This is a genomic window from Rhizobium sp. P40RR-XXII (assembly GCF_012641405.1).
Taxonomy (GTDB): domain Bacteria; phylum Pseudomonadota; class Alphaproteobacteria; order Rhizobiales; family Rhizobiaceae; genus Rhizobium.
In genome coordinates this window covers 1-22,722 of sequence record NZ_JABAII010000020.1, presented here as the reverse complement: position 1 = coordinate 22,722, position 22,722 = coordinate 1, and the positions used below count along the sequence as shown (strand labels likewise).

Annotated in this window: 18 protein-coding genes and 3 pseudogenes; 12 read left to right on the top strand and 9 right to left on the bottom strand. The window is 57.2% G+C overall.

What is annotated here, in order from left to right; translation table 11 throughout:
* Positions 1-402 precede the first annotated feature (402 nt).
* Entirely contained in the window at positions 403-2,031 is a 1,629-nt protein-coding gene (groL, locus tag HGP16_RS27895; RefSeq protein ID WP_168843214.1) for a chaperonin GroEL, read from the top strand.
* A gap of 184 nt (positions 2,032-2,215) precedes the next feature.
* Here the strand turns inward: groL and HGP16_RS27890 are convergent, their stop codons facing one another.
* Positions 2,216-2,476 (bottom strand): DUF982 domain-containing protein, encoded by a 261-nt coding sequence (locus tag HGP16_RS27890; protein ID WP_246705610.1) that lies wholly within the window; start codon positions 2,474-2,476, stop codon positions 2,216-2,218.
* A 201-nt stretch (positions 2,477-2,677) separates the two neighbouring features.
* Between HGP16_RS27890 and HGP16_RS27885 the strand changes: the two genes are divergently transcribed.
* The 3 genes from HGP16_RS27885 (at position 2,678) to HGP16_RS27875 (ending at position 3,972) form a co-directional block, all read left to right on the top strand.
* Positions 2,678-2,986 (top strand): hypothetical protein, encoded by a 309-nt coding sequence (locus HGP16_RS27885; protein ID WP_168843213.1) that lies wholly within the window; start codon positions 2,678-2,680, stop codon positions 2,984-2,986.
* 155 nt (positions 2,987-3,141) lie between these two features.
* Positions 3,142-3,588, top strand: coding sequence for a pyridoxamine 5'-phosphate oxidase family protein (locus HGP16_RS27880; RefSeq protein WP_168843212.1), 447 nt, complete (start codon positions 3,142-3,144; stop codon positions 3,586-3,588).
* A 54-nt stretch (positions 3,589-3,642) separates the two neighbouring features.
* Positions 3,643-3,972, top strand: coding sequence for a hypothetical protein (locus HGP16_RS27875; RefSeq protein WP_168843211.1), 330 nt, complete (start codon positions 3,643-3,645; stop codon positions 3,970-3,972).
* A 137-nt stretch (positions 3,973-4,109) separates the two neighbouring features.
* Here the strand turns inward: HGP16_RS27875 and HGP16_RS27870 are convergent, their stop codons facing one another.
* A complete protein-coding gene (locus tag HGP16_RS27870) occupies positions 4,110-6,713 on the bottom strand; it encodes an erythromycin esterase family protein (RefSeq protein ID WP_246705609.1) in 2,604 nt (867 codons plus the stop codon).
* 798 nt (positions 6,714-7,511) lie between these two features.
* Here HGP16_RS27870 and HGP16_RS27865 point away from each other — a divergent pair.
* Positions 7,512-8,564 (top strand): hypothetical protein, encoded by a 1,053-nt coding sequence (locus HGP16_RS27865; RefSeq protein ID WP_168843209.1) that lies wholly within the window; start codon positions 7,512-7,514, stop codon positions 8,562-8,564.
* 887 nt (positions 8,565-9,451) lie between these two features.
* Here HGP16_RS27865 and HGP16_RS34465 read toward each other — a convergent pair.
* The 4 genes and pseudogenes from HGP16_RS34465 to HGP16_RS27845 form a co-directional block, all read right to left on the bottom strand.
* Positions 9,452-9,989 (bottom strand): annotated as a pseudogene (locus tag HGP16_RS34465) (VIT1/CCC1 transporter family protein); the annotation flags it as partial.
* Positions 9,989-10,090 (bottom strand): annotated as a pseudogene (locus HGP16_RS34770) (VIT family protein); the annotation flags it as partial. The pseudogenes HGP16_RS34465 and HGP16_RS34770, both read right to left, overlap by 1 nt.
* A 152-nt stretch (positions 10,091-10,242) precedes the next feature.
* Positions 10,243-11,604, bottom strand: a complete 1,362-nt coding sequence (locus tag HGP16_RS27850; protein WP_168843208.1) for a HAMP domain-containing sensor histidine kinase — start codon at positions 11,602-11,604, stop codon at positions 10,243-10,245.
* Positions 11,601-12,260 carry a response regulator transcription factor gene (locus HGP16_RS27845; protein ID WP_168843207.1) on the bottom strand — a complete coding sequence of 220 codons (660 nt, stop codon included), beginning with the start codon at positions 12,258-12,260 and terminating at the stop codon, positions 11,601-11,603. Before HGP16_RS27845 ends, HGP16_RS27850 begins: the two co-directional genes overlap by 4 nt.
* 371 nt (positions 12,261-12,631) lie before the next feature.
* Between HGP16_RS27845 and HGP16_RS27840 the strand changes: the two genes are divergently transcribed.
* From HGP16_RS27840 to HGP16_RS27810, 7 genes are all read left to right on the top strand, one after another.
* Positions 12,632-12,985 (top strand): hypothetical protein, encoded by a 354-nt coding sequence (locus HGP16_RS27840; RefSeq protein ID WP_168843206.1) that lies wholly within the window; start codon positions 12,632-12,634, stop codon positions 12,983-12,985.
* Positions 12,986-13,016: 31 nt separating this feature from the next.
* Positions 13,017-13,493 (top strand): DUF2271 domain-containing protein, encoded by a 477-nt coding sequence (locus tag HGP16_RS27835; protein WP_168843205.1) that lies wholly within the window; start codon positions 13,017-13,019, stop codon positions 13,491-13,493.
* 17 nt (positions 13,494-13,510) lie between these two features.
* On the top strand, positions 13,511-15,709 hold the full coding sequence (locus tag HGP16_RS27830; RefSeq protein ID WP_168843204.1) for a PepSY domain-containing protein: 2,199 nt from the start codon (positions 13,511-13,513) through the stop codon (positions 15,707-15,709).
* Entirely contained in the window at positions 15,690-16,664 is a 975-nt protein-coding gene (locus HGP16_RS27825) for an FAD:protein FMN transferase (RefSeq protein ID WP_168843203.1), read from the top strand. Before HGP16_RS27830 ends, HGP16_RS27825 begins: the two co-directional genes overlap by 20 nt.
* A 1,361-nt stretch (positions 16,665-18,025) precedes the next feature.
* Positions 18,026-19,207: a GGDEF domain-containing protein gene (locus HGP16_RS27820; RefSeq protein WP_168843202.1), complete on the top strand. Its 1,182-nt coding sequence runs from the start codon at positions 18,026-18,028 to the stop codon at positions 19,205-19,207.
* A gap of 887 nt (positions 19,208-20,094) precedes the next feature.
* Positions 20,095-20,547, top strand: coding sequence for a VOC family protein (locus tag HGP16_RS27815; protein WP_205927574.1), 453 nt, complete (start codon positions 20,095-20,097; stop codon positions 20,545-20,547).
* Positions 20,547-21,431 carry an NAD(P)H-binding protein gene (locus tag HGP16_RS27810; protein WP_168843200.1) on the top strand — a complete coding sequence of 295 codons (885 nt, stop codon included), beginning with the start codon at positions 20,547-20,549 and terminating at the stop codon, positions 21,429-21,431. The genes HGP16_RS27815 and HGP16_RS27810 overlap by 1 nt, the downstream gene beginning before the upstream one ends.
* A 96-nt stretch (positions 21,432-21,527) precedes the next feature.
* Here the strand turns inward: HGP16_RS27810 and HGP16_RS27805 are convergent, their stop codons facing one another.
* The 3 genes and pseudogenes from HGP16_RS27805 to HGP16_RS27795 form a co-directional block, all read right to left on the bottom strand.
* The gene (locus HGP16_RS27805; protein WP_168843199.1) at positions 21,528-21,767 is read right to left on the bottom strand and encodes a hypothetical protein; all 240 of its coding nucleotides are present in this window, start codon (positions 21,765-21,767) and stop codon (positions 21,528-21,530) included.
* Positions 21,768-22,079: 312 nt separating this feature from the next.
* Positions 22,080-22,283, bottom strand: coding sequence for a hypothetical protein (locus tag HGP16_RS27800; RefSeq protein WP_168843198.1), 204 nt, complete (start codon positions 22,281-22,283; stop codon positions 22,080-22,082).
* Between the two features lie 242 nt (positions 22,284-22,525).
* Positions 22,526-22,722 (bottom strand): annotated as a pseudogene (locus HGP16_RS27795) (DNA mismatch repair protein MutT); the annotation flags it as partial.

The following is a 22,722-nucleotide window of genomic DNA, read 5'->3' as shown; positions in this document are numbered from 1 at the left end:
AGACACTCCTGGAGCTTGAGGAAGTGCAAGGCAGCCTGGTGAAGCAGGCCTATGAGCAGGACGTACACGATGATTTAGATCAAATTGACAATTCGGCGTCACGATTGAACCAGGCAAGAGTTGGTTCAGGAGAAACTCATCCAACCGCCTGCCCTCCTGGCTATCCGCGACCATGCAGGTCGAAAACGGGCACAGTCTTTACAGGCGACTGACGATTTAGACGAAAGACCTAAATGAGCGACCAGCGCAGGGCTGAGGATCACGTGATGCTGCGGATCGTTCTCAAACGGGCTATCGAGTTATTTGAATAGAAAACATCCGAATCCACCACATCGTCAATTGATCGCCGTCAAAGCCCTGAATCGAATTCGCCAATATGATCGCCCTCAACGAGGTGATGCCATGACATATAAAAATGTTCTCTTTCGTTCCGCAGCCCGAGAAAAGATACTCAAAGGTACCGCTCAACTGGCCGATGCTGTGCGCGTGACACTCGGCCCGCGGTCCAAAGCTGTGCTCATCGAAAAGAGGTGGGGTAGCCCGCTTGTATGCAATGACGGCGTAACCATAGCCAAGGAATTCGAATTGAAGGATGCGGAGGAAAATCTCGGCGCGCGCATGTTGCGACAAGCGGCGGAGAAAACCGGCGACGTTGTCGGCGATGGTACGAGCACCGCGACGATTCTTGCGCAAGCAATCTTTTCAGATGGGCTGCGCAACGTCGTAGCCGGCGCTAGCGCAATCGATATCAAACGCGGTCTCGATCGAGGCCTTGCATGCACGGTCGATTTTCTTAAACGAAACAGTCGCCCTGTGGCGGGCAAACGGGAGAAAGTTCAAGTGGCGACGATCTCTGCGCACAACGATAGCCAGATCGGAGCTCTAATAGGTGACGCTTTGGAAACGATTGGCGATGATGGTGTTATCACTGTTGAAGAGTCAAAAACCACAGAAACCGTGCTTGAAGTTGTCAAGGGATTACAATTCGATCGCGGTTTCCTCTCTCCCTATTTTGTCACAGACAGTGAGCGCATGGAAATCGTTTTGGAGGAGGCTGCGGTTCTCTTGGTCGATCGCAAATTGGCCACGCTCAACGACTGCGTATCCCTACTGGAAACAATCGCCAAGGCGAGCATGCCGCTGCTCGTCGTCGCCGAAGACGTGGAAGGTGAAGCCTTGGCAACACTTATTGTCAATCAGATTCGCGGCACGCTAAAGAATTGCGCGGTAAAGGCTCCGGGCTTCGGCGATCGGCGAAAAGCCATGCTGCAGGATATCGCCATCGTAACCGGTGGCCAGGTTCTATCGGAAGATCTGGGAATCAAGCTTGATGCTGTGTCTCTCGATCAACTCGGCCGCGCTTCCCGTGTCGTCATAACCAAGGATACCACGACGATTGTCGGCGGCGCGGGCAATAAGAGCGCAATCACCGGTCGCATTGATCAGCTACGTCAGGAAATCATCGAAACTTCCAGCGATTACGACAAGGAGAAGCTACGCGAGCGTTTGGCCAAATTGGCGGGTGGCGTAGCGGTCATCCGCGTCGGTGCGGCGACAGAAGCTGAAATGAAGACGAAGAAGGAAGCTCTCGACGATGCAATCAATGCTACCAAGGCGGCCGTCGCCGAAGGTATTTCTCCCGGCGGCGGTCTTGCTCTTCTACGCTGTACAGAAGCGATTGCGGCGGAGGAAACAAGGTGTGAAGGCGACGAGCGCACGGGAGTGCAAATCCTGAGACGAGCTCTGGAAGTGCCAATCCGACAGATCGCGGAAAATTCTTCCATCGATGGCGGCGTCGTTGTCGCGAAGGTGTTGGAGGGCAACGGAACCTTCGGCTACGATGCAGAGAAAAAGGTCTATGTAGATATGTTCGAAGCCGGCATCGTCGATCCCACTAAGGTCGTTCGCGTGGCTCTGGAGAACGCCGTTTCGATTGCGAGCGTGCTATTGCTGACGGAAGCCACGATGACCGAAGTCGATGAAACCCTCAAAGAAAAGAATGCTTTGACCGATACGACCATGCAGGTCTGAGTTCGACTGCGTTTCGGCAGACCATCTAAAACTAACTCCGCCAAAACGATCAGCTTCAGGAAAATGCGCCGGGACTGTCGCCATGCCAATGTGGCGCGATCATCATCAGGTCGAACCGTATCGACGAGGCGCTTGCCCGCAAAGCAGCATTATAGTGCAACGGTGCATTGAACGTTTCGCCTCCTTACTGCAACACTGATACGCCGGCTTCTTCCGCGGCCTTGACCATCGCATCCCGGACAGCTTCGGGCGCAATTCGGCCATGGATAGCGTCAAGGCACACGTGCACTGCCGTCAGATACTCCTCGCCGTCATCGATCGGCCAATGGTCTAAAAGTGTCTCCACCGCATCCTGTACCGTATTTATGCGTCGCGGAGACATTGCACTTTCCACGGTTAGCGTGATTGAGGGTATCTTGCGACGCATTCCCGGCTTCATTGCCATGCTCTCCAGGAGACAAATTCGCATTGACCTTACAGGATGCTTTGCCGTGGCAATTGATTTGCATCAATCATGTCTTCCTCGCATGGAGCCCCATCGCCTGACACGCCGTGGGTTGGCGCTCGGTTGATCTGCCTCAATGCGATAGCGCAGCAATAGGATTATTTTAAATTTTAATTAACGCGCTGAGACTGGATCGATAGGATGGCTAGTAGCGAGCAAGGAAGATTGGGCGGACCATTTGGTTATGCGATTGGGTCTATGAGCGAGGTTGAGGGCAGATTGCTTGTGTCACGAGTTATAGCAACCGCCTCACTTGAGAGGCTTTTGAAACATCATGACGAAAAAGGCCAGGTCTCATTTCTGGCGGCGCTTCGCCGTGCAATCGAAAGAAAAGCCAAGGACGCGAACTTCGATGAAACTGATACCATGGCCGCCTCGAAATATGCTCAAGGCCTATTCGACGAGGTGCTTGCGTTGACCAAGGCAAACCCCTCTGTCAATAGCCGGTAATTGCTTCTATTGGCTGTGAGCTCATCGCTTCAGTTGTCGTTGGCGGCAATTTGGGGGGCATTATCGCTTGAAATTCGGCGGATCGATGCTGGCAGACCGCTAAGACATCATAAGGCAGTTGCGAACGACTGCCCAAAAATTCGAGGTGAATCTCAATGAATGTTCAAATGATGTCCTACGATGAGTGTATTGCACTCATAAAGAGGCAATGGCTTGCAAGACTCGGCTGCGCGGATCGGAATGTTCCGTATGTTATACCGGTTCAATACTCCTGCTCGGGTGACAAGCTATACGTTTTTACGCTGCCTGGTAAAAAGCTAGAAATCATGAGAAGAAATCCTCACGTTTGCGTTCAGATCGATCAATTGAAAAGCAAGCATTCTTGGAAGAGCGTGGTCGCTGACACGCGCTTCATAGATCTCAGCACGGAAGAATGCCGAGAAGAAAGAGATCAAGCCTGGTCTTTGCTCGCAAAACACACCGATTGGTGGGAGCCTGGCGCTTTGAAGCCGACAGGCAAGGTGGCGGATACTCACCTGCATACACAAATCTTTTTTGCGCTCGAGATCATTGATTTGAGCGGGCGCAAAACGATCGATTAGAACGCCCACCTGCCGACAAACACGCCAAGTTGAGCTAGAATGAGGAGTTGAGCCATGCCGAAAGCAAAAAACCTCACCGAGAGTGAGACGACCAGCGCCGTGGCACCATCAATCGGAGAGATTATGGGGCGCCTCCTGGTGCTCGACATGATGGCGGCGAGCGCAACCGTCAGATTGCTGCGTCTCCACGATGGTCAGGAAAAAGCGGAGCTTACCGCCCAAATTCTGCACGAGATCGACTCCACCTGCCGGAGAAGAGGGCTGCACCTACGAGATATACTGGACGCTCAAGACTACGCCAAAAAGATACTTAGCGACGCTCAGGCACACGCGGATCGTCTTGATGATATAAAGTTTGGATATCTTGATCGGAATCGGAATTAGGCTTTTCGCTGGTGTACACTTAACGCCTTCGCCATGATCGGACTGGCGGTGTAACTGCCGATATCGATGATGTCGCGCGCCAGCTTTCGCGACGGTCCGATCTTCAACAACCAGATGTATGGTTACCTCATATCTGATTACAGGCCAAATGGGTAAGTTTGATCCTCGCCCGAGGCAACCCGCGTCGACAACGGCGTTACAGCGCTAGTCTTGTCGAACCACACGAAAGCATCATATTGATTGGACAACGACGCGTAACTGTAGTGGCTCCAGCGCTCCGTCTCTGGACGGTAGACAACTCCAATGTAACGTTCAAGGCGCGGATCAGCCATGGCGCGGCGAAGATCGTTGTGCTGCCCAACTCGGAGATCAAGCAGGAAGCGATCAGTACCGACGTCGTGGAAAAGGGCTTCATAACTATCGGGCCGAGACGGACGCACCGTTTTGATCTCCATGGGCGCGTCCCATTCTGACGCTGCGGCGACTGTCCCAGTATGGGTGCCAAAGCCGATCAGGGCAGCATTCTGTCCATAAGCCTGTCTGCACAACTGGCCGATGTTCAGCTCGTCTCGCTCCATCCCCATGTCTGTGAAACGGGCATCCCCGATGTGTGAGTTGTGTGCCCAGACGATCGCCTTCGACGTTGAACCTGCCCATGCAAGAATATTTTGCAGCGTGTTGAACATATGTTGATCACGCTGGTTCCAGGATTCATGGGCGCCGTAATACATCGATCGATAGTATCGCTCCGCATCCGCCACAAGGTGAGCATTCTGCATAGCGTCAAAGAACTCTGCTCCATCCCTTTTTGCGTATTGGAACTCCTTCTGCAAGAGATCGACGAGGATCCGTGTCACGGGTCGTTCGCACAAGCCATATCCTTCGGTCAGGGATGCGCGGCCGTAAGCTGCCGGCTGTCGCGACCATGGCGACAGGCAAGCGTAACGCGCGCGAGCCACTTGCGCGGCCTGCGGATCTACGCGATCGAGATAGGTCAGCACCGCAGCGATCGAAGCGGTCATATTGTAGAGGTCAAGGCCAAAGAAGCCTACCTTCGTGGCGGGCGGTTGATTGGTATTGTGGTCCCGCAGAAAGCTGACGAAGGTGTCAACATCCTTGTTGCGCCACATCCAGATCGGGAACCGGGAAAATGGGGGCGTATTCGTCGGCTGATGCGGTCTTTGCCTGATATAGCGATCTATCGTGGCTGCGTCGGGCCAATCAGCCTCGACAGCAACGAGCGTGAAGCCGTGTTGCTCGATCAATCGACGCGTGATCGCGGCACGGGCCTGGTAGAATTCCGACGTGCCATGCGAAGCCTCACCAAGCAACACTACACGGGCAGCAGCAAAGCGATCGAAGGCAGTCGCGAAATTCGGGTCATCCAGCGACGGCAGCGGCTCGGCGGCGGCTCGTACGACGGCTACCGTCGGAATCTTCTGCGTTGGCGATATCTCTGCAGGCACGGGCGTTTGCCTAGACGCCGGCAGCGCCAAGTAATGCTGGAACCAGGCGCTTGCCATATCGGTCACCACTTCCAAGGCGCCAGGCTCCTCAAATAAATGTGTGGCATTGGGAACGATCTTCAGCATCTTTTCACATATGAGGGCAGCCAATGCCTTTCGGTTCAGTTCAAGGACCTGTTGATCGCCGCCGCCAACAATGAAGAGGGTCGGCGCCTCGACCTCGGCCAATCGTTCGGCTGCAAGATCGGGCCGGCCACCACGCGACACTACCGCTGCCACGCGGTCCCGCAGTCCCGCGGCCGCCAGCATTGCTGCGCCGGCTCCAGTGCTCGCGCCAAACAGGCCCAACGGCAAGTCCGCAATGTCCGGCTCGGCGCCGATCCAGATCACAGCTTCGAGCAAGCGCTCCGCGAGCAAAGGAATATCGAAGACGTTGCGCCGATCTCTCGCCTCATTTACCGTCAGCAAATCCAGAAGAAGAGTGGCGAAGCCCTGAGCATTCAGGCTCTCGGCAACGGCAATGTTTCGAGGGCTAAGACGGCTTGAACCGCTGCCGTGGGCAAACAGGATGATGCCGCGCGGGTCTGCGGGCATACTTAGGTCACCCACTAGGCCGAGCGGCGGGACTGCAATCTGGCGCTTCATGGAGGCAGCGGCCGCCTGATCAACCTCAGCCCATCCCTGGCGCAACAATCCGATCGTTTCTTCATCGGTTAGCTGATGAAAGTCCTGATAGAACGATCCGACCCCCTGGAAGCTCGTGGCAGGATGGAGGCACACCACCATATCGGCGTGCTGACGCATCTCGACGAGTGTCTCTGCCGGTGCGACCGGAATGGCGAGGATGACCTTGGCGGCTCCGCGACTTTTGGCTGCAATGAGTGCTGCTTTCGCCGTGGCCCCGGTAGCGAGACCGTCATCGACAATAATGGCAGTATGCCCAGTCGGCTCTACCTGCGCACGGTTACCGAGATATAGCGCACGGCGGCGCTCGAGCTCGGCAAGTTCGCGCTGTTTCGCGTGCTGAAGATAGACGTCGTCGGCTCTGCTCAGCCGACGAACATCCTCGTTGATAACAGTTTCAGGGCTTGCACCGTCCACGATGGCACCAAGCGCCACCTCGGGCACACCCGGCGCGCCGATCTTGCGCACGAGAATGAGATCAAGAGGTGCATGCAGGGCGCGCGCGATTTCCAGGGCAACCGGCACACCGCCACGCGGCAGTGCATATATGACGGGGCTAACAGGATCGAGGCCGACTAAGCTGGACGCCAATCGGCGTCCTGCATCTGATCGATTCAAGAATTGGAAAGATGAACGTGCCATGAAAACATACTGTTCTGTTTATGATCCGCTACATTGACCAGGATCAATGCTTTCTCGTTAGCTCGTTTCGTTCTTTTGGAAACTTCGAGGATCGCCATCGACAGGCTCTTATCTGAGCGAGATGAGGCAAGAAACGTCGAGCCTGGCATCAGCCGCCCCGCTCCTGATAGTTTCTATACCGCCCTTATTCTCTTCTCATCAGGGTCGGCCTGCCGGTTTCCCCTGTCAGCGCTTTTATACAATCTTGAGGATAAATTCTGGCTCTTAATTGCCTCCATGCTAGAGGGAATCGGAAGTTCGGCTGGTTGGAGGCAAGCCCAAATCAAAGCGAAAGGCTGAAATTGGGACGGTGTCACGGGTCGACTTAGGCGACTGTGTTGGGGGTCAGAATGTGGGCGAATATTATTGCGGCGACTTTCGTTGAGCGAAAGCGTTCCTCTCTCTTCTTGGTGCCAAAAGGACGATCCACGGCAACGTCGACCACATCGGCACTTGCGATCGTCACTTTATTATGTCTGTCGGATGGCTATTCGACTGCGGCGAGGGCGGCATGCGGTCCAACGGCAACAGCCTCGTGCAGCGCCGAAGGCGGGGCCGGCATTCCAAATCGTACCGGTAATGGCGGTGCCGGTAATGGCGACGGCGGTGGAGCAAGCGCTTTCAACAATAGCACAGGCGCCACCGACGTGATCGCCGGAAGCCCGAGCGCGAACGGTGTGGGTGGAAATGGTGTCGCCGGAGACGGCTTTGCAGGGCAAGGCGGGGCCTAGGCGTTTCATTGTCGTCCCATGGGGGGCTGGCATTATTACGGACATTGCCGGGGATGACGGCACAGCTGGCAATGACGGCCTCAATTTTGCAAGCGGTGGTGGCGGCGGCGGAGCTGGCGTTTTTACGGCGGGAGACCTGAGTATTAACAGCGGCGTTACCGTGGCGGGCGGCGCCGGTGGTCATGGAGTTACGGCAAGTAGCTCTGTCGGCAATGGCGGCGGCGGCGGCGGTGGCGGTGGAGGTTCTGGCATCATATCGGCGTTCGCGGCTGCGACTGTCAATAACATCGGGGCTATCGTTGGGGGAAATGGTGGAGTGGGTGGCAGCGGCGGCTTCGGTGCCGGTGGCGGCGGCGGCGACGGTCTGCTGGTTTTCGGGAGCGGGACGATTATTACTAATTTCGGGACCATCACTGGCGGTATCGGAGGAGGTCCTGGTACCAGCTCGGTGAGCGGCGGCGGTAGCGCGGGGGCAAGTGGTGCAGGCGTCAATCTTGGAGGCTTTAACAGTCTTCTTCAAAATGCTGGGACAGTGGCGGGCGGTCCGGGAAATGGTGCCGCGGCAGGCGTGGGCGTGATTGGCCGCGGCGACAGCCTCATTTTCAATAGTGGCACCATCGTGGGTGGGATGAACAGCGACGGTCTATCCCGCGCGGCGGCCGTTCGCTTCGAGAGCTCCGGCAACGTTCTCGGTCTGCTGAGCGGTTCGAATCTAGTCGGCGATATCGTTATCGCGCCAGGCGCCGCGGCGACTGTCGCACCGCAGCACACGGGGCTCACTCTGGGCAACGCCATTAGTCTGCAAGATGGCATTTCAACGATCAGCTTCGACACGCTCGCGGCCGATTTTGTCGATTCAAGTATTATCTCCGGAGCCGGTGGCGTGGTTAAGACCGGACGCGGGACGCTGGGACTTGCGGGATCAAATACCGATCGCCGAGGATGTTGTCGTCATCGAGACCGGCCTGGATTTCAATCTTACCAAAGCGGCGATGTTGGGGTTTTCCTATTCCGGCTCGTTTGGCCGTAACACAAGCGAACATGGATTGCGAGCGGATATGAAGGTGAGATTCTAAAACTTGTGGTGACGCTCCATGCCGCCGTTTTGATGTTTTTTCTTTGAGACTGGCATATCCGGTCGCTGGCAAGGAAGTGGCGATCGCTCTTGCAAACAAGATGGCGCGGAAGATCTGGGCGATGCTGCTAAGGGTGAAATTATCGAATTCCGGCGTCGGGCATACCTGCATCAACTTCATGCAGTCATGCCCAACGCCGGGAAACGGGTCTAAGAAGGCAATGACAAGAATGGGCGCATGATGGAGCCGATCTGAACAGGAGACTAGTTGGCACTTTGAGCCTGCAAGTTTGGAATGGAGATTTGTACCCGCTCTGCAAATCTCTCAGCGATGGCACGTCTCCCACATGCGCAGTCGCTCACGGAGGGAGTCATTTTGAACGAAATAATGGGCTTCGGCATTTTGGCTAAGATCGACGTAAAAGCGACGATGAGGAACAAGATCAGCGCTGATGTCGATAAGTCCCCGACCTCGGAGCGTGTAGTCCGCCTATGGCATATGAAGCCGGAGCCAAAGGTGGGAGCCATGCTGCGCTAATATGATCGTATGGACATGTCGGGGTCGAAACTTGACGGGGGCGATTGATCCCGTGGAATCGCTGCGGGCGATCGATCGCAATTTGCTGATGGCGCTGGCGAGAAACCTGCGTTCGATGCTCGCCCAAGTCATCGCGGAATCTTGATCCCGTTGTCCGAAGATATCACATCGATGAGGCGCACCTCAGCTAAACTGCCCCTCCTATGAGCGCGCTGTCGATACCGGATCAATACTCTCCAGATCCTTGCCGTCAGTGCCATGGCGAAGGCACACGGGCACTGGCTGCATTGGCACTGGCTGCATTGGCACCACCGGCTATCGCACCGATGACGCCGAGAGGTGCCAGGAAAATTAACGATGCAATGGCGACAGAGTAGATCAATGCCCCCGGGAACGGGATGACCATGAGAAGGGGCAACGCGGCCCCCACCGTGAGGGTTGCCGCGGAGGTTAGAGCCGCTTCGATCGGGCGCCGCCAAGTGCTCGACAACCGCGAGCTCATCTCGAGCGTGGGCGTCCAGCGCGTTGTTTGCCCTCAATTGCACGCCAACCTGCCTCGCCAGATCATCGCTACTAGGCCTCGCGCGACATAAATGTGGGCTCAAATTCCGCCTTGGACTGGTCTCAAGCTTCATACGCTCGCGTGCGAGATCGGCCGCCTCGATGTCCGCCTGCGAACGGATTGAGACGTGTTCGCCCGCGGCCATCGACATCGCGTTGCCTTCCTCCAGCTGGCTGAGCGTGGCGCTCATACGGCGAAAGGCATCGGTCAACACCGGCAAGAGAGCATGCCCCTCATCGGTCAGGGCAAGGCCGCGCGGCAGGCGCTTGAAGAGGGTCACCCTGCGACGAGGCCCGCCACGCCGTCCACTAGCGCCTGTGACGTCTCCGCCGACGCCGACGCGACCCCCTTGATAAGACTTGCGGTCGAGACGATGTCTCCGTGGTCGAGAATACTTGGCGCCAGTCGTTATCTTTTCGAATAGAGGTCGTGGACCTTCAGCAGTGAATTAATGGAACCACTAGCTGCAGCCGCGCTCATTGGCGGCAAGGACGGCAGCCAGCGACGGACGGTCGCAGCCAACAGTGGGGTTCTCAGTTGATCGGTAAGCTTACCCGCACCTCCACGCCTTCGCTCCTTCCGCGGCGAGGCGACACAACCTCGATTGCGGCTCCGACACGGTCCGCAATCGCCTTGACGATAGCAAGCCCAAGGCCGCTCCCGACAATCTTGAGGTTGCCGCGTTCAAACCGGCGCATGAGGCGGTCCATTGCCTCCGGTGGAAGGATCGGGCCATCATTGGCGACAGATAGCGTGCCTTGCTGCTCGAGCGTGACATGGACCGGACTTCCCTGCGCTCCATGTTTCAATGCGTTTTCGATGAGATTTCGGGCGAGAATGCCGACTGCATCGGGATCGAGAGGCGATAGAACGGCCGTTTCGGGCATGGTCAACTCGATTCGCCCCTGTCCGGCACGTTCGAAATCCTTGACGATCATATGCAGTACCGATCTCAGGTCGAAGGCCTCGTCTGAACGCAACCGGCCGCCCTCGGCCCGAGCAAGCTGCATGAGCTTTTCAGACATGCGCATGAGGCGCTTAAGCGTCGTCTCGATCTCCCTCGTGCGTTCCGCGGTCAGCTCCTCTTTCGTCTCGGAACATATGCGCTGAGCTTGTGCGATCGCACCGGCAACAGGGGTTCGAAGCTCATGCGCAACGTTCGCCGCAAAGGTCCGCTCGGCGTCAAAGGCACCCTTCAGGCGCGTAAGAAGCTGGTTGATGCCCGTCGATATCGGCAATAATTCGCGCGGTAGGCCGGCGGCGGCTAATGGGGAGAGGTCTTGTGCACCACGAAGCGAAAGTCCCTGTTTGAGTGCGCGGACTGGACGCAGCGAAATCCGGACTGCGACAAGGATTGCCACCAGACTGAGCGGAATAACGATTAAAAGCGGCAGCACCAGACCAAGCAGCATTTTTTTTGACAGCTGCTGGCGATGCGCCAGCGGTTCGGCCACGGAAATGCTGAGATTTCCATCAGTGCTTACCGCAGAATAGAGCTGATGGGTCCCGGTTTGAGAAAATCCCGGCTTCTCGAAGGGAGGAAAGACTGAGGCGTCCACGCCTGCAGAGCCAAGCACGATACGGCCCTGTCCGTCACGCAGTATGAATGTCACGTCTTCGCCGTAACGAAATTCGCGTTTGGGCTGCGCGTCACGACGACTATCGTCTTCTTCGTCGACCTCAGCGCTTTCGTGCCGGGGATGTCCTTCCCGCAAGTCATGCTGGGCGATGGGCAAGATGCGCTCCGCCGTCGCCTTCAGGCCATCGTCATAGACCTGCTCCATTTCTCGCTCGAGCCGGTCTGCGGTGGCGACGGCGGCTGCAAGCCACAGTATCGTGACCGATGCACCGATCGCGATTGCCAATCGCGCCTGAAGCGAGGATATCCAGTTCATGGCCGCCCCAGCCTGTAACCAAGGCCGCGTTCGGTTTCGATCACGCGCGCGCCTAGCTTCTTGCGTAGCCGGCTCACATGGACCTCGATGGCATTGCTCTCAACTTCCTGATCGAAGGAATAAAGCCGTTCTTCGAGCTGCGTCTTGGAAAGCAACTGGCCGGGACGCTGGACAAACGCCTCGAACAACACCCATTCTCGCGCTGTCAGCACGACGGGCTTGCCATTCAGCCTGACGCTGCGCCGAGCAAGGTCGACCTCCAACGGGCCAAGCACAACGATTGGATTGGGATTGCCTGTGTAGCGGCGTGCAACAGATCCGATGCGCGCGGATAGTTCGTCCAGGTCGAAAGGCTTCACCATGTAGTCATCCGCTCCGGCATTGAGCCCCGAGATCCGATCCGACACCTGATCGAGCGCGGTCAATATGATCACGGGTGTGACGTCGCCCCGCGCCCTCAACGCCTTGAGAAACGGAATGCCAAGCCCATCTGGCAGCATCAGGTCGAGCAAGATGAGATCGTAGCTGGTTGAAGCACGCGCGTCTCGCGCGCTGTCAAGGCGGTTCATCCAATCGACGGAATGTCCATCCGCTGCGATCTGATCACGGATAGCCGTTCCCAGCGCCCTGTCGTCCTCGATCAGTAAGACTCTCATGCCCGGTCTCTCCTTTGCCTTCCTGTGTAGTCCAACGGTTGGCTTACGGGAAGCTGAAGCAAAGTCTCCACGTCTGTCAGGTGCAGGTCAGCTTGTCGTTCGAATGATCGCCTCGACCACAGGAACAAACCAATGATGAAACCCGCATCTCACCGAGCGTCACACTTAGCTTCATGGCAGCGATATCCGGGGACCCAGGAGAAGAGGCGATAGTCCGCCGAGTGGAATGGACGCGAGATGGCCGGTGACGGGCCAGAGTCCGCTGCCCGGTGCTGAGCGCATCGAGATTGTCCCCACGGGCTCAATGTCGCGTAGCTCGATGAACACTGCGCCAACGGTGACCGCAAGCTTATTCCCAAGGAGATTTACGCATGATCAACCGCAGACTTCTTCTCGCCGCCGCTGTCGGCACAAGCATTCTTGCCGCCGTCGCGGCCCGGGCCTTGCCGCTCGATACGCTAAGCTTCGACACCGCAAGTCGAGACATCGTCAAGGTCGACGACCGCGAGCACGAGCGAAAAAGCCAAACCGGGGAATATCGCCAACCGCAGGACGGGAATGGCGATTACGCCGCCAACGACTGTGGCGAACATGGCGAGGAAGAAGATGACGGCGGCAGTGGTGGTGTCTGCGGCAACGAAAACACTCCCATCCCAAAGGACGCCACTCGGCCGAGCAACGGCCTCTTTGTGCCCGGCAGCATGCCGCACAGCCAGATGAATTGATCACGCCATTCTTTTCTTACCGGAGCATATGATGAGAACCAAACCCTTGTTGGCCGTACTGGCCGTCACGACGGCCCTGACAGTGCCGAGCCTTGCCCTGGCAAGCCAGGTGACCTTCACCACGAACATGCGCAGTTTCGGCGGCAATGGAGCCTATCTCGCCTATTACGTCACGGATGGGCAGGGCAAATATGTGGGTAGCCTATGGATGGCCGGCGGCAAGGCGCGCTACTACGAACACTTGGACGGCTGGTATCGCGCGACCAAAGGCGCCACGAGAGAAATCAACGGCATCACCGGCGCCAGCGTTGGCTCCGGGCGCACGCTCAAAATCACCGTCGATCTTGCCGATACCCTCTTCGACGCTGGTTACCGGCTGCACATCGATTCCGCCGCCGAAGACATGCAGGATAGCCCTAACGAAGTCGTCGTACCGCTGACTTCAGCGGGCGCAGGTCATGCGATCAAAGGCAGAAGCTACATCGCCGACTTCACCTATTCGCGTTAATCACCAAGGAAATTGATATGATTCGGTCGCTCCACCGCTGGTTCGGGCTGATCGCCGCAGCACTTGTCACTGTCATGGCGATAAGCGGCACCGCACTCTCGGTCTTCCCCGCCCTTGAGACGCTCACGATTCCGGCCAGTCAGCAGATCAGCGTGGCCGAACTCGCCGCACGCATACAGGCTATAGAGCCTTCGGTGGAGCAAATCAGGCGCGCACCAACCGGCCGGATCACGGCATACTATCTCGAAGGCGACCAGCCAGTCTCATCCATCATCGATCCGATGACCGGGAGACCGCTTGGCAGCGCCAACACAACGACTTTCGAGCGGTGGCTTATCGATTTCCATCGCTCCTTGTTTCTTAACGACACCGGTCGCCTCGTTGCCGCCGGTGGCGCGGCAGCGCTGCTGACGCTGGCTTTGTCGGGGCTATCGCTGCTGGCACGCCGGGCGGGTGGATGGCGCCTTATCCTCAAACCTGCAAAGGGCACCGGCGATAGACGCCTGCACGCAGTCGTTTCGCGGCTTGCGCTGCCCGGCCTCCTTCTGTCGTCTCTCACCGCCCTCTGGATGACCGCAGCGACCTTCGGCTACCTGCCGGAGGGCGCCGGCGCGCCGCCCTTTCCGTCGGAGGTGAGCGGGGCTACAGGTGTTCCCGTCGGCACCATCCCCGTTCTGCGTCGGACCTCGGTCGAGACACTTCGCTCACTTCGCTTTCCAGCCGTGGACAATGCGACCGACACATTTACCCTTAAGACGGACGCCGGCGAAGGCTTTATCGATCAGGGCACCGGTGCACTGCTCGCTTGGCAAGATTCAAACTGGGTCAATCGCGTGACCGACTTTGTTGTCATGCTGCATACAGGTCGAGGCATGGCGTGGATGGGCCTGCTGCTTGGCGTTTCCGCGCTCGCCATTCCCGTCCTGAGCTGGACCGGTCTCACCGTCTGGCTCACCGGCCGCGGCAGGAAAAGGGGAAGTTCGGTTTCCGCGCGCGACGCTTATACCATAGTCCTCGTCGGCAGCGACGGTGGCACCACCTGGAAATTCGCCGAAACGCTCAGCAAATCGCTCTCGGTTCAGGGTATGCGTGTTCACGTTGGTCCGATGTCGTCATTCGAGCCCGAACGATGGGCGCGGGCGCGTCGATTGATCTTGCTTACCGCGACCTTCGGCAATGGCGAAGCTCCGGCTTCGGCGCGCGGCTTTCTTGAACGCCTTCGGCGCGCACCCGTCAGGCAGGATCTTTCGCTTGCGGTTCTGGGCTTCGGTGACCGCAGCTTCCCCTCCTTCTGCGGCTTCGCGGCTGACGTCGCACGCGTGGCTGAAGAAAAGGGTTGGAATACGTTGTTGCCTTACGACACCGTGGACCGCCAATCGATCCAGGACTTTGCCCGCTGGGGCCGGAACCTCGCCCAAACACTCGGTCGGAACGTCGAACTCAATCACCTTGAGACCAGACCGAAGACGTGCGAGCTGTCGCTCGTCTCGCGCCGCGATTACGGTGCAAGCGTCGAGGCAACCACTGTCATCCTGCGCTTTTCCCTGCCGAAAATATCCATTCGGCAGCGTCTGACAGGCAACACGCTGCCGAGGTTCGAGGCCGGCGATCTGGTCGGCATTCTCCCCGAAGGTTCGAATGTGCCGCGCTTCTATTCGCTCGCATCGGCCTCAAGTGACGGGTTCCTCGAAATCTGCGTCCGAAGACAGCCGGGCGGCCTGTGCTCCGGACAACTTTCGACTCTTGAACCCGGACAGATAGTAAGCGCTTTCGTTCGTCCTAATCCGGATTTCCGGCCCGCACGCGGTCGAAGGCCGGTCATTCTCATCGGTGCTGGCACCGGCATCGGGCCGCTGGCGGGCTTTGCGCGCGCGAACAGGGCGCGCCGACCTATGTATCTTTATTTCGGGACGCGCCATCCGGCGAGCGACGCCTTCTACGCGGAGGAATTGTCGAACTGGAGGACGGAAGGCCGCCTGGCGGACGTCGTTGCTGCCTTTTCGCGCACGGTGAACCCGACCTACGTTCAGGACGTCCTGCGCAATGACGGTGCAAGGATCCGCAAGCTGGTCGCGACGGGAGGTCAGATCCTGGTCTGCGGCGGCCGCGAGATGGCATTGGGAGTGGCCGCGGCGCTCTCAGATATCCTAACGCCGCACGGCGTTGATCTCGCCATTCTCAAGGCGGAGGGCCGCTATGCCGAAGACGTTTACTAATCTCGCCCGTCATGCCCTGAACGGGCCCACCATGGGAACTCGCTGGTCTGCGCTTTTTCACATGCCATTCGACTTCAAAGCCGCGGAGGTCGATGCCGCCATGGCAAACGCGGTCGCGCAGGTCGATCAGCAGATGTCCACGTGGAAGCCCGACAGCGATCTTAATCGCCTCAACCGCGCCACTCTTGGCGAATGGATATCCCTGCCCGAACAACTGATGAACGTGCTCCAAGCGGGGCTCTCAATCGGCGAAGCTTCGGACGGAGCTTTCGACATTGGCATGGGGGACGCCGTCACCGCATGGGGTTTCGCGACGGCAGATGCAGACGAAACGGCGATAAAGGCCGCTCGCATCAAGTGCCGCAGCCCGACTTATCACACGCTGGAGCTCGACATCGCCAATCGGAGAGCACGCAAACATGCCGCCATGTATCTCGACCTAAACGGCATCGCCAAGGGCTACGGTGTCGATCGGCTGGTGGACGTAGCTCGCCTGCACGGTGTGGAAGCCGGCCTTTTCGCGATCGACGGAGAACTGCTCGCGCTCGGTACCCAACCAGATGGCAGAGCTTGGGCGATTGCCATCGAGCGACCTGATCGTCACGAACGAGCGCCGCGCTCCATCATCGAGCTTTCGGAAGCTGCCATCGCGACATCGGGGGATTATCGCCATTGGGTGGCGGTTGGCGGACACCGTCTGTCCCATACCATGGATCCACGGCTTGGCATGCCGCTCCAAAATCCACCCGCCTCGGCGACGGTAATCGCCGGCGACGGCATGAGCGCCGACGCTTGGGCGACCGCGATGATGGTTCTGGGCGAACAACGAGGGCTGGAACTAGCTCGGAAATTCGGATTGTCCGTCCTTTTCCTATATCATAGTCAACAAAAGACAGCAGGATGCGGCATCTTCATTGAGCAAGCTGCGCGCCAATCAACGTATGAACCATTCTGAAATGACATAGGTCTGCGCAACAGCCGGATCAACCAGCGACCATGGTCACAGGGCCAGCGACGGGGATGGCGCTCGATGCTATTCCGGCCGACGCGATCCCAGCCATCAAACTCGCCGTGGATATGATGCCGTCGGTGGCGCAAGGGATGGCAGAGCACAGCCATCCGATACGATCGATAAAGGGCCGTTCCATTTGAGGGCCTTCCATTCGACGTCCTTTGGCAGATGAGGGATAGTCACGATTGGCATTGCCAAGCGCCTCTGACGACGTCCTGTCAAGGCGGGCTTGAGAATTTGTGCGTAGTTCGGCTCTTTTGCTTATAACACACGTCCATTCCCCTAATTGTCAGGGGTCATTGGTCGAAAAGTCTTTGTGCTCTGTTTGAAAATTTGGATTGGGTACCATCTTGTAAGTCTGTTGTAAGAATCGAATGCCAGTTTCGGCCCGCGATCGATGGACAGGTATTCGATTCGACTCTCGGATGGATGAACCATCTACAAACTCGACCGCGCTGACGCATGACGCGAAAGCTCCGCCGAAGAAGGGGCTTCTCAATGACTTCCATAACCTCCGTTAATGCGACCGCGACTGCGTCACTTCCATCAAAGCTTCCTGCGCCCGCGCCTGCGGTTTCCGATCCCGCCAGGACCTCAGCTCCGACGGTCGGCTCATCCTCCGCAGCCAACGTTCCGTCTGCCATTGCGGCCTTAGCGTTGCGCGAAGATACCGATGGGGACGCAGACGGCCACTGAATGCTAGTAAGAAAGAACCTGCTAAAGCGAAGCCGCTGAGGGTTTTCCAATGAGGATGATAACTACAGCGACGTCCGCCTGCTAATGCTGCCCGGACGGTCGCGCTTCCGTTCGAAAGACAATCGCTGCTCTGCCAATACGTGTCGATGTCATGGCAGAGCAGCTTGATTTTATGCCTCTCATTCACTGCCACCGTCGGAGTGGCTTGAGGACTGTTTTACAAGTTTCTTGTTAGCCGAGAACTGTGACATATCACTGCTGCAAAAAGCCCGTCGGGATAAGACAAACGGATGAGGCATGCGCATCGATGCTGCGAGCATGCCATGTGAATATTCGGTGGGTCATCGGACTTGACGGGACCTGAACGGCGGTCGTCAATCGTCCAGGACTGTTTGGCTTTCGCATTCTCGGCTATGAGCCGGGCCAGCCCCTACTTCGCGAAATGGCTCTCGGCTACCAGCATGCCAGCTCCTTGCGGAACTCGCCAAATCGCTTAAGTCGCGTGCCTCCAATCCGCAGAACCACTGAACGCACTCGATCGATCTTCGCAAAATCTTTAATTGTACGAGCTAGAGCAATCTCAACATACGACCCTGTTTTGGTGCTTGATGATGAACGAACTGGATATGCCAACAGTCCTCTTTCTGCAGAAGACATCCTATATCGCGGGTGCTTTAACTCTCGGGTACTTAAGGTTAACGTCGGCTGAGAGCCGTGGGGTTGGACTTCTGGCCGCAAGTTTTGTTATCCTCGCCGGAGGCTCGACGCTTGCGGGACATGCTGAGATTTACCCATCGCTTTACGGCGCCCTCAGCCTGGTGAACATCGCCCTTGCTGTCCTTGGGTATTCCCTACTAGGGCTGGCGTTTGTCGTGATCAGCAATCCTGATCGAAAAATCAAGACCTGGCTTGTTGTTATACCCGCAGCGGCGACGCTGGCTGTTGGCCTGATCACGGCCTTCCACTTGAATAACACATATAGAGCAACGACGTTCACCTTTCTCGGCTGCCTAACGATGGCTGCAACTGCAGCCGTTGTGTTGCGCGACGCTTATCGCGAACCCCTTCCAATTCGCAAATTGGTCGCAGCGATACTCGCGTGCGCCAGTGTTCTTTCATTGATAATGGGTCTGGAATTTGCGTTCGACACGTTTCTGTTACTTGATGTAGCGAGCGGGTTTTCCTTGATGATCCTGTCCAAGTTTGTACTCGCCATCTCCATCGTGATCTTCATCAGCGAACGCCAACATCTTAAGATTAGACGCTTGGCCGATCGTGACGCTCTTACGGGTCTTTATAATCGTCGCTTTTTCAACTCGACCGTACCCAGCCGGCTTCGTCGCGGCGACTCGATACTTTATCTCGATATAGACCATTTTAAACAGTTGAACGACCGCTGGGGACACGCCGCAGGCGACGAGGTTCTCCAGATAATGGGGCAAGCCGTGCAGACAATCCTCCCGCAATTTGCTCTCCTCGCGCGGCAAGGAGGCGAAGAGTTTATTGTCTTTCTTCCGGCTGGAACCGAAGATGCCATGGCTCACGCGGAGAGAATCCGCAAAACGGTTTCTGAACTTCAGTATCCCTCCATTCCCAAAGACATCGTCGTCACGGCCAGCATAGGCATTGCGAGAGCCTCGCATGAGCGCAATGAGCTGTCCTGCCTATGCCGGGAGGCCGATCGGGCCTTGTACTTGGCGAAAGCAGCAGGTCGAAATCGAGTTTGTGATGCCGACGTTGAGATTTTCCCCCAAGACCAGCAGCGACTGACATCTGGTGGTTTCAGTTGACGTGTGAAGTAGCGCAAAAGTCAAAAGCGATGACGAAACGCTCATCCTGCCAGACCGGAAGCTCCCGTTCCAGAAACTCGCCTGTAGGCGGATTGATACGTCTCCCCGGCTGATTAAGACGCGAACTATTCGCGAAGCCGCTTCTATGAAATGAGGTTGGTTCGCCGACCCGTGAGCCGTTGGCATAGGCGCTACGGTTTTTGAGGGAATGGCTCCTTTTTAGAAGATAACGATACAGAGGCCGCAAAGTTCGGTCAGGTCGAAACGCCAAGCTCCCCATTAGCTCCCGATCATCGAGCATCAGCAACAACCGTCTCGCCTTCGGCAAAGGGAATCTCCATGGCCTTGCCATCAATCCGCGGTCTGACCGTTACCGATTGGAGCAGCGCGACCACACCTATGCCATTGATGATGCGATGGATGGTTTGAACCAATGCCTTGACATCGGTAGCGCATACGGGTGGTACCTCATATTGGTCCGAGCCATCAGAGGCCCTGCATACCTACAAAAAGATGAAAACGACGCGAGAAGGAATATTTGTCGCTTGAATCGGCCAGGCAGCAATTCCGACGTCATAAAAACTCTCCATGGGTATCACCTGGTAACGCGGGGGCGAAACGTTAGTTCAGCGCGCCCGTTGAAACATCGCAAATGATCCTGCAATTCTAATCTCTATACACGGTTTGCGACAGTCTCAGAAACAAGCATCGAACGTTCCTTGGAGGTTCTCCGGCTCCGCGAAAGCGGCTTGCTGGAAAACGGTATCAAAGCCGGGAGCTGCATCCTCAGATGCGGAAACAGGCACTTCCCGCACTTGGAAGACCTTTCCGAACTCTGTTGATCATTCAGCCTTATGCCCAAGATATCAAGAATGCGGGAGATCAGCATGACCAAACCCAAGCTCATCGGTATGAACCACGTCGCGCTCGAAGTCGATGATGTCGACGCGGCGCTCGAATTCTTTGGTGAGGTCTTCGATTTCCAGCTCCGCGGGAGCCACCGTGATGAGAGCGGTGTCCTGCAGATGGCTTTCGTGGACATGGGGGACCAGTCTCTCGCGTTGAGCCGCGGCAGGACGCAAGAGCGCGATGCGAACCGTCATCTCGGTCTGGTCGTAGACGACAGATCGAGCGTTATGGACCTTGCCACCGCGGCCGGCGCGATAGTCTTAAAAGGCCGCCCATTTAACTTTCTCGACCCTTGGGGAAACCATTTCGAAATCGTCGAATACCGCGAAGTCCAGTTCACCAAATCGAATGCCGTGCTCAAGGCGATGGGTGTCACTGCCGACAAAACCGAGACCGCAAAGCAAGAAATGCGGAAGAAAGGAGTTTTGTAATGCCGAAACGAGATGCTTTCGTCGTCCTTGGCGCGTCCGGCCATATCGGATCGGTCGTCGCTCGAAGGCTTCTTCGAGAGGGGCACCAGGTCATCGCGGTCGTACGGGACGAAGCCAGGGCCAGTGACCTCAAATCCGCCGGCGCCGACATCGCCGTTGTCGACGTCGGTAATATGGAGGCTCTTCGCGCTACGCTCCGTCGTGGCCGACGGGCATTCCTGTTGAACCCTCCGGCTCCCGTTACCACCGACACAGATGCAGAAGAAACCCGGACGGCCACGAGCATTGCCGAGGCAGTCGCCGGAGCGAACTTGGAAAAAATCCTGGTGGAGTCCACCTACGGCGCGCAGCCGGGTGATGCGATCGGCGATCTCTCGGTTCTATGGGCTTTCGAGAAACGCGTTGGCGCAGCTGCGATCCCGATGGCCGTCAACCGCGGCGCGTATTACTTCACCAACCTCGATATGCTGCTCGACGAGGCTCAGCGGGGCTTTATCATCACGATGTTCCCGGCGCATTTGAAGATACCGATGGTGGCTCCGACCGATCTCGGCGTGGCCGCAGCAAGACGGCTGACCACTTCGCTCGACGACGTCGGGATCAGGTATGTTGAAGGACCGGAAGCGTACTCGTTCGACGACGTCGCGGATGCTTTCGCCGAAACGCTGGAGCATGCCGTTACTGTCCGAACGATTGAACGGGGCGAGTGGGAATCGAGCCTGAAGCAAGCGGGTTTTTCAGAACAAGCGGCCCATGCCTACGCGCGAATGATCGAGGTATCGTTGGGCGGATTCGATATGCCCAAAGACCCCATGCGTGGAACAACCAGCTTGCGGGCTTACATCTCGGGCCTCGTGAAGACCGGGGCTTCGGCTCATAGCTGAAGTTCGAAGGGCTGAGATTTGCGGTTCCCCACCCCAATCAGGACGTCATCAGCGCTCGCGCTCGGGATTGGAATCGGCACTCCCCTGCAGGACACGCTAGAACGCCGATGCCGCTGCTCCGTGCGCGCGTCCGGCTCGGCGCGCGGCGACAGGCTCGATCACGCCGCCATGGAAATAGCTGCTGGCCATGGAGTTCAAACGGCCGTCGCGCAACTCAGCCTCGACAGGAAAATCCGGCATAGGTCCCCAACCAAGTCCCCGCAGGATCACTTCTTTTTTCATGAGTTGATCACCGACGGTGCAGGTCCGGGCGCCTTCGATGACGTAGCGGGCCATTGTACCGCACTATCTCGAATGATGCATTGAACCAGGTCCCGCATCCGCTCCAGCGACGCCTCCTCCACTGGAAAAGGCAGAAAATTCGGCGCGACGACGGGAATCAGCCGGATGCGTCGAAGATTGATTGCTTCAAAGCGCTTCAGCTTGGAGACATAACCGGGATGAGGAATCGACTGCCCGCCATCGCCCTTCCTCTTCAAAGAATTCGGCCATCTTGGCGGGGATGGAAGTTTCCTGACGGCGATCTGGGCGGATCAAGAATTGAGAGGACGTCCGGGACGTGAGCCGCGTTTCAACATATTATTGGGTTCATTGCCGGTTTTCCTCAGCCTTCAGTTGATCGATCGCGTCGAGAGCGTCGTCTGCCGACCATCCCGCACGTAGAGCTGCAGCGACAAGACGGATCTCGACTTCCTGCTCCAGCCTAAGAAAAGAAACCTCGAGCGCTTCTTTCGCCGTGACGATGTGATCGTCATGGGGAACAACGGGGGGAATTCTAGCAGTTTTTGGCACAGCACGCCTCCCTTGAAGTTGAGGACTGTTCTCAGTGGTTTTGACATTGGCCCGGATCAGATTTGCCTTGGTTCGGCGTCCGGTTGGCGAGGTTTAGAGCTCGTGCGCCCTTTTGATAGGTACGCCGGGGCTCCAAAAATGTTCCACTTAATGTCAACTTTCATTGTGAAATTTGGGCGTAGCGCCTGACCCTCACGATTCGTCATCGCAATTCCTACCTGGACCAACTATAGCCGGAGAGCTCATCCTTTGCCTTTCTTGTCTTCTTTGAGCAGCGTATCCACCCTGCGCAGCAGGCTCTTCAACTCCGGGTCGCGGACATGGGCGGCCGCTTCGTGGGGCGAGAACCATTGCAGCTGGCGCTGACCGCGCTCCGGAAAGCGCTCCACCAATTCGGCGACGTCAAGAAGATGGACTTGAACGATAGAGGGAACGGTCT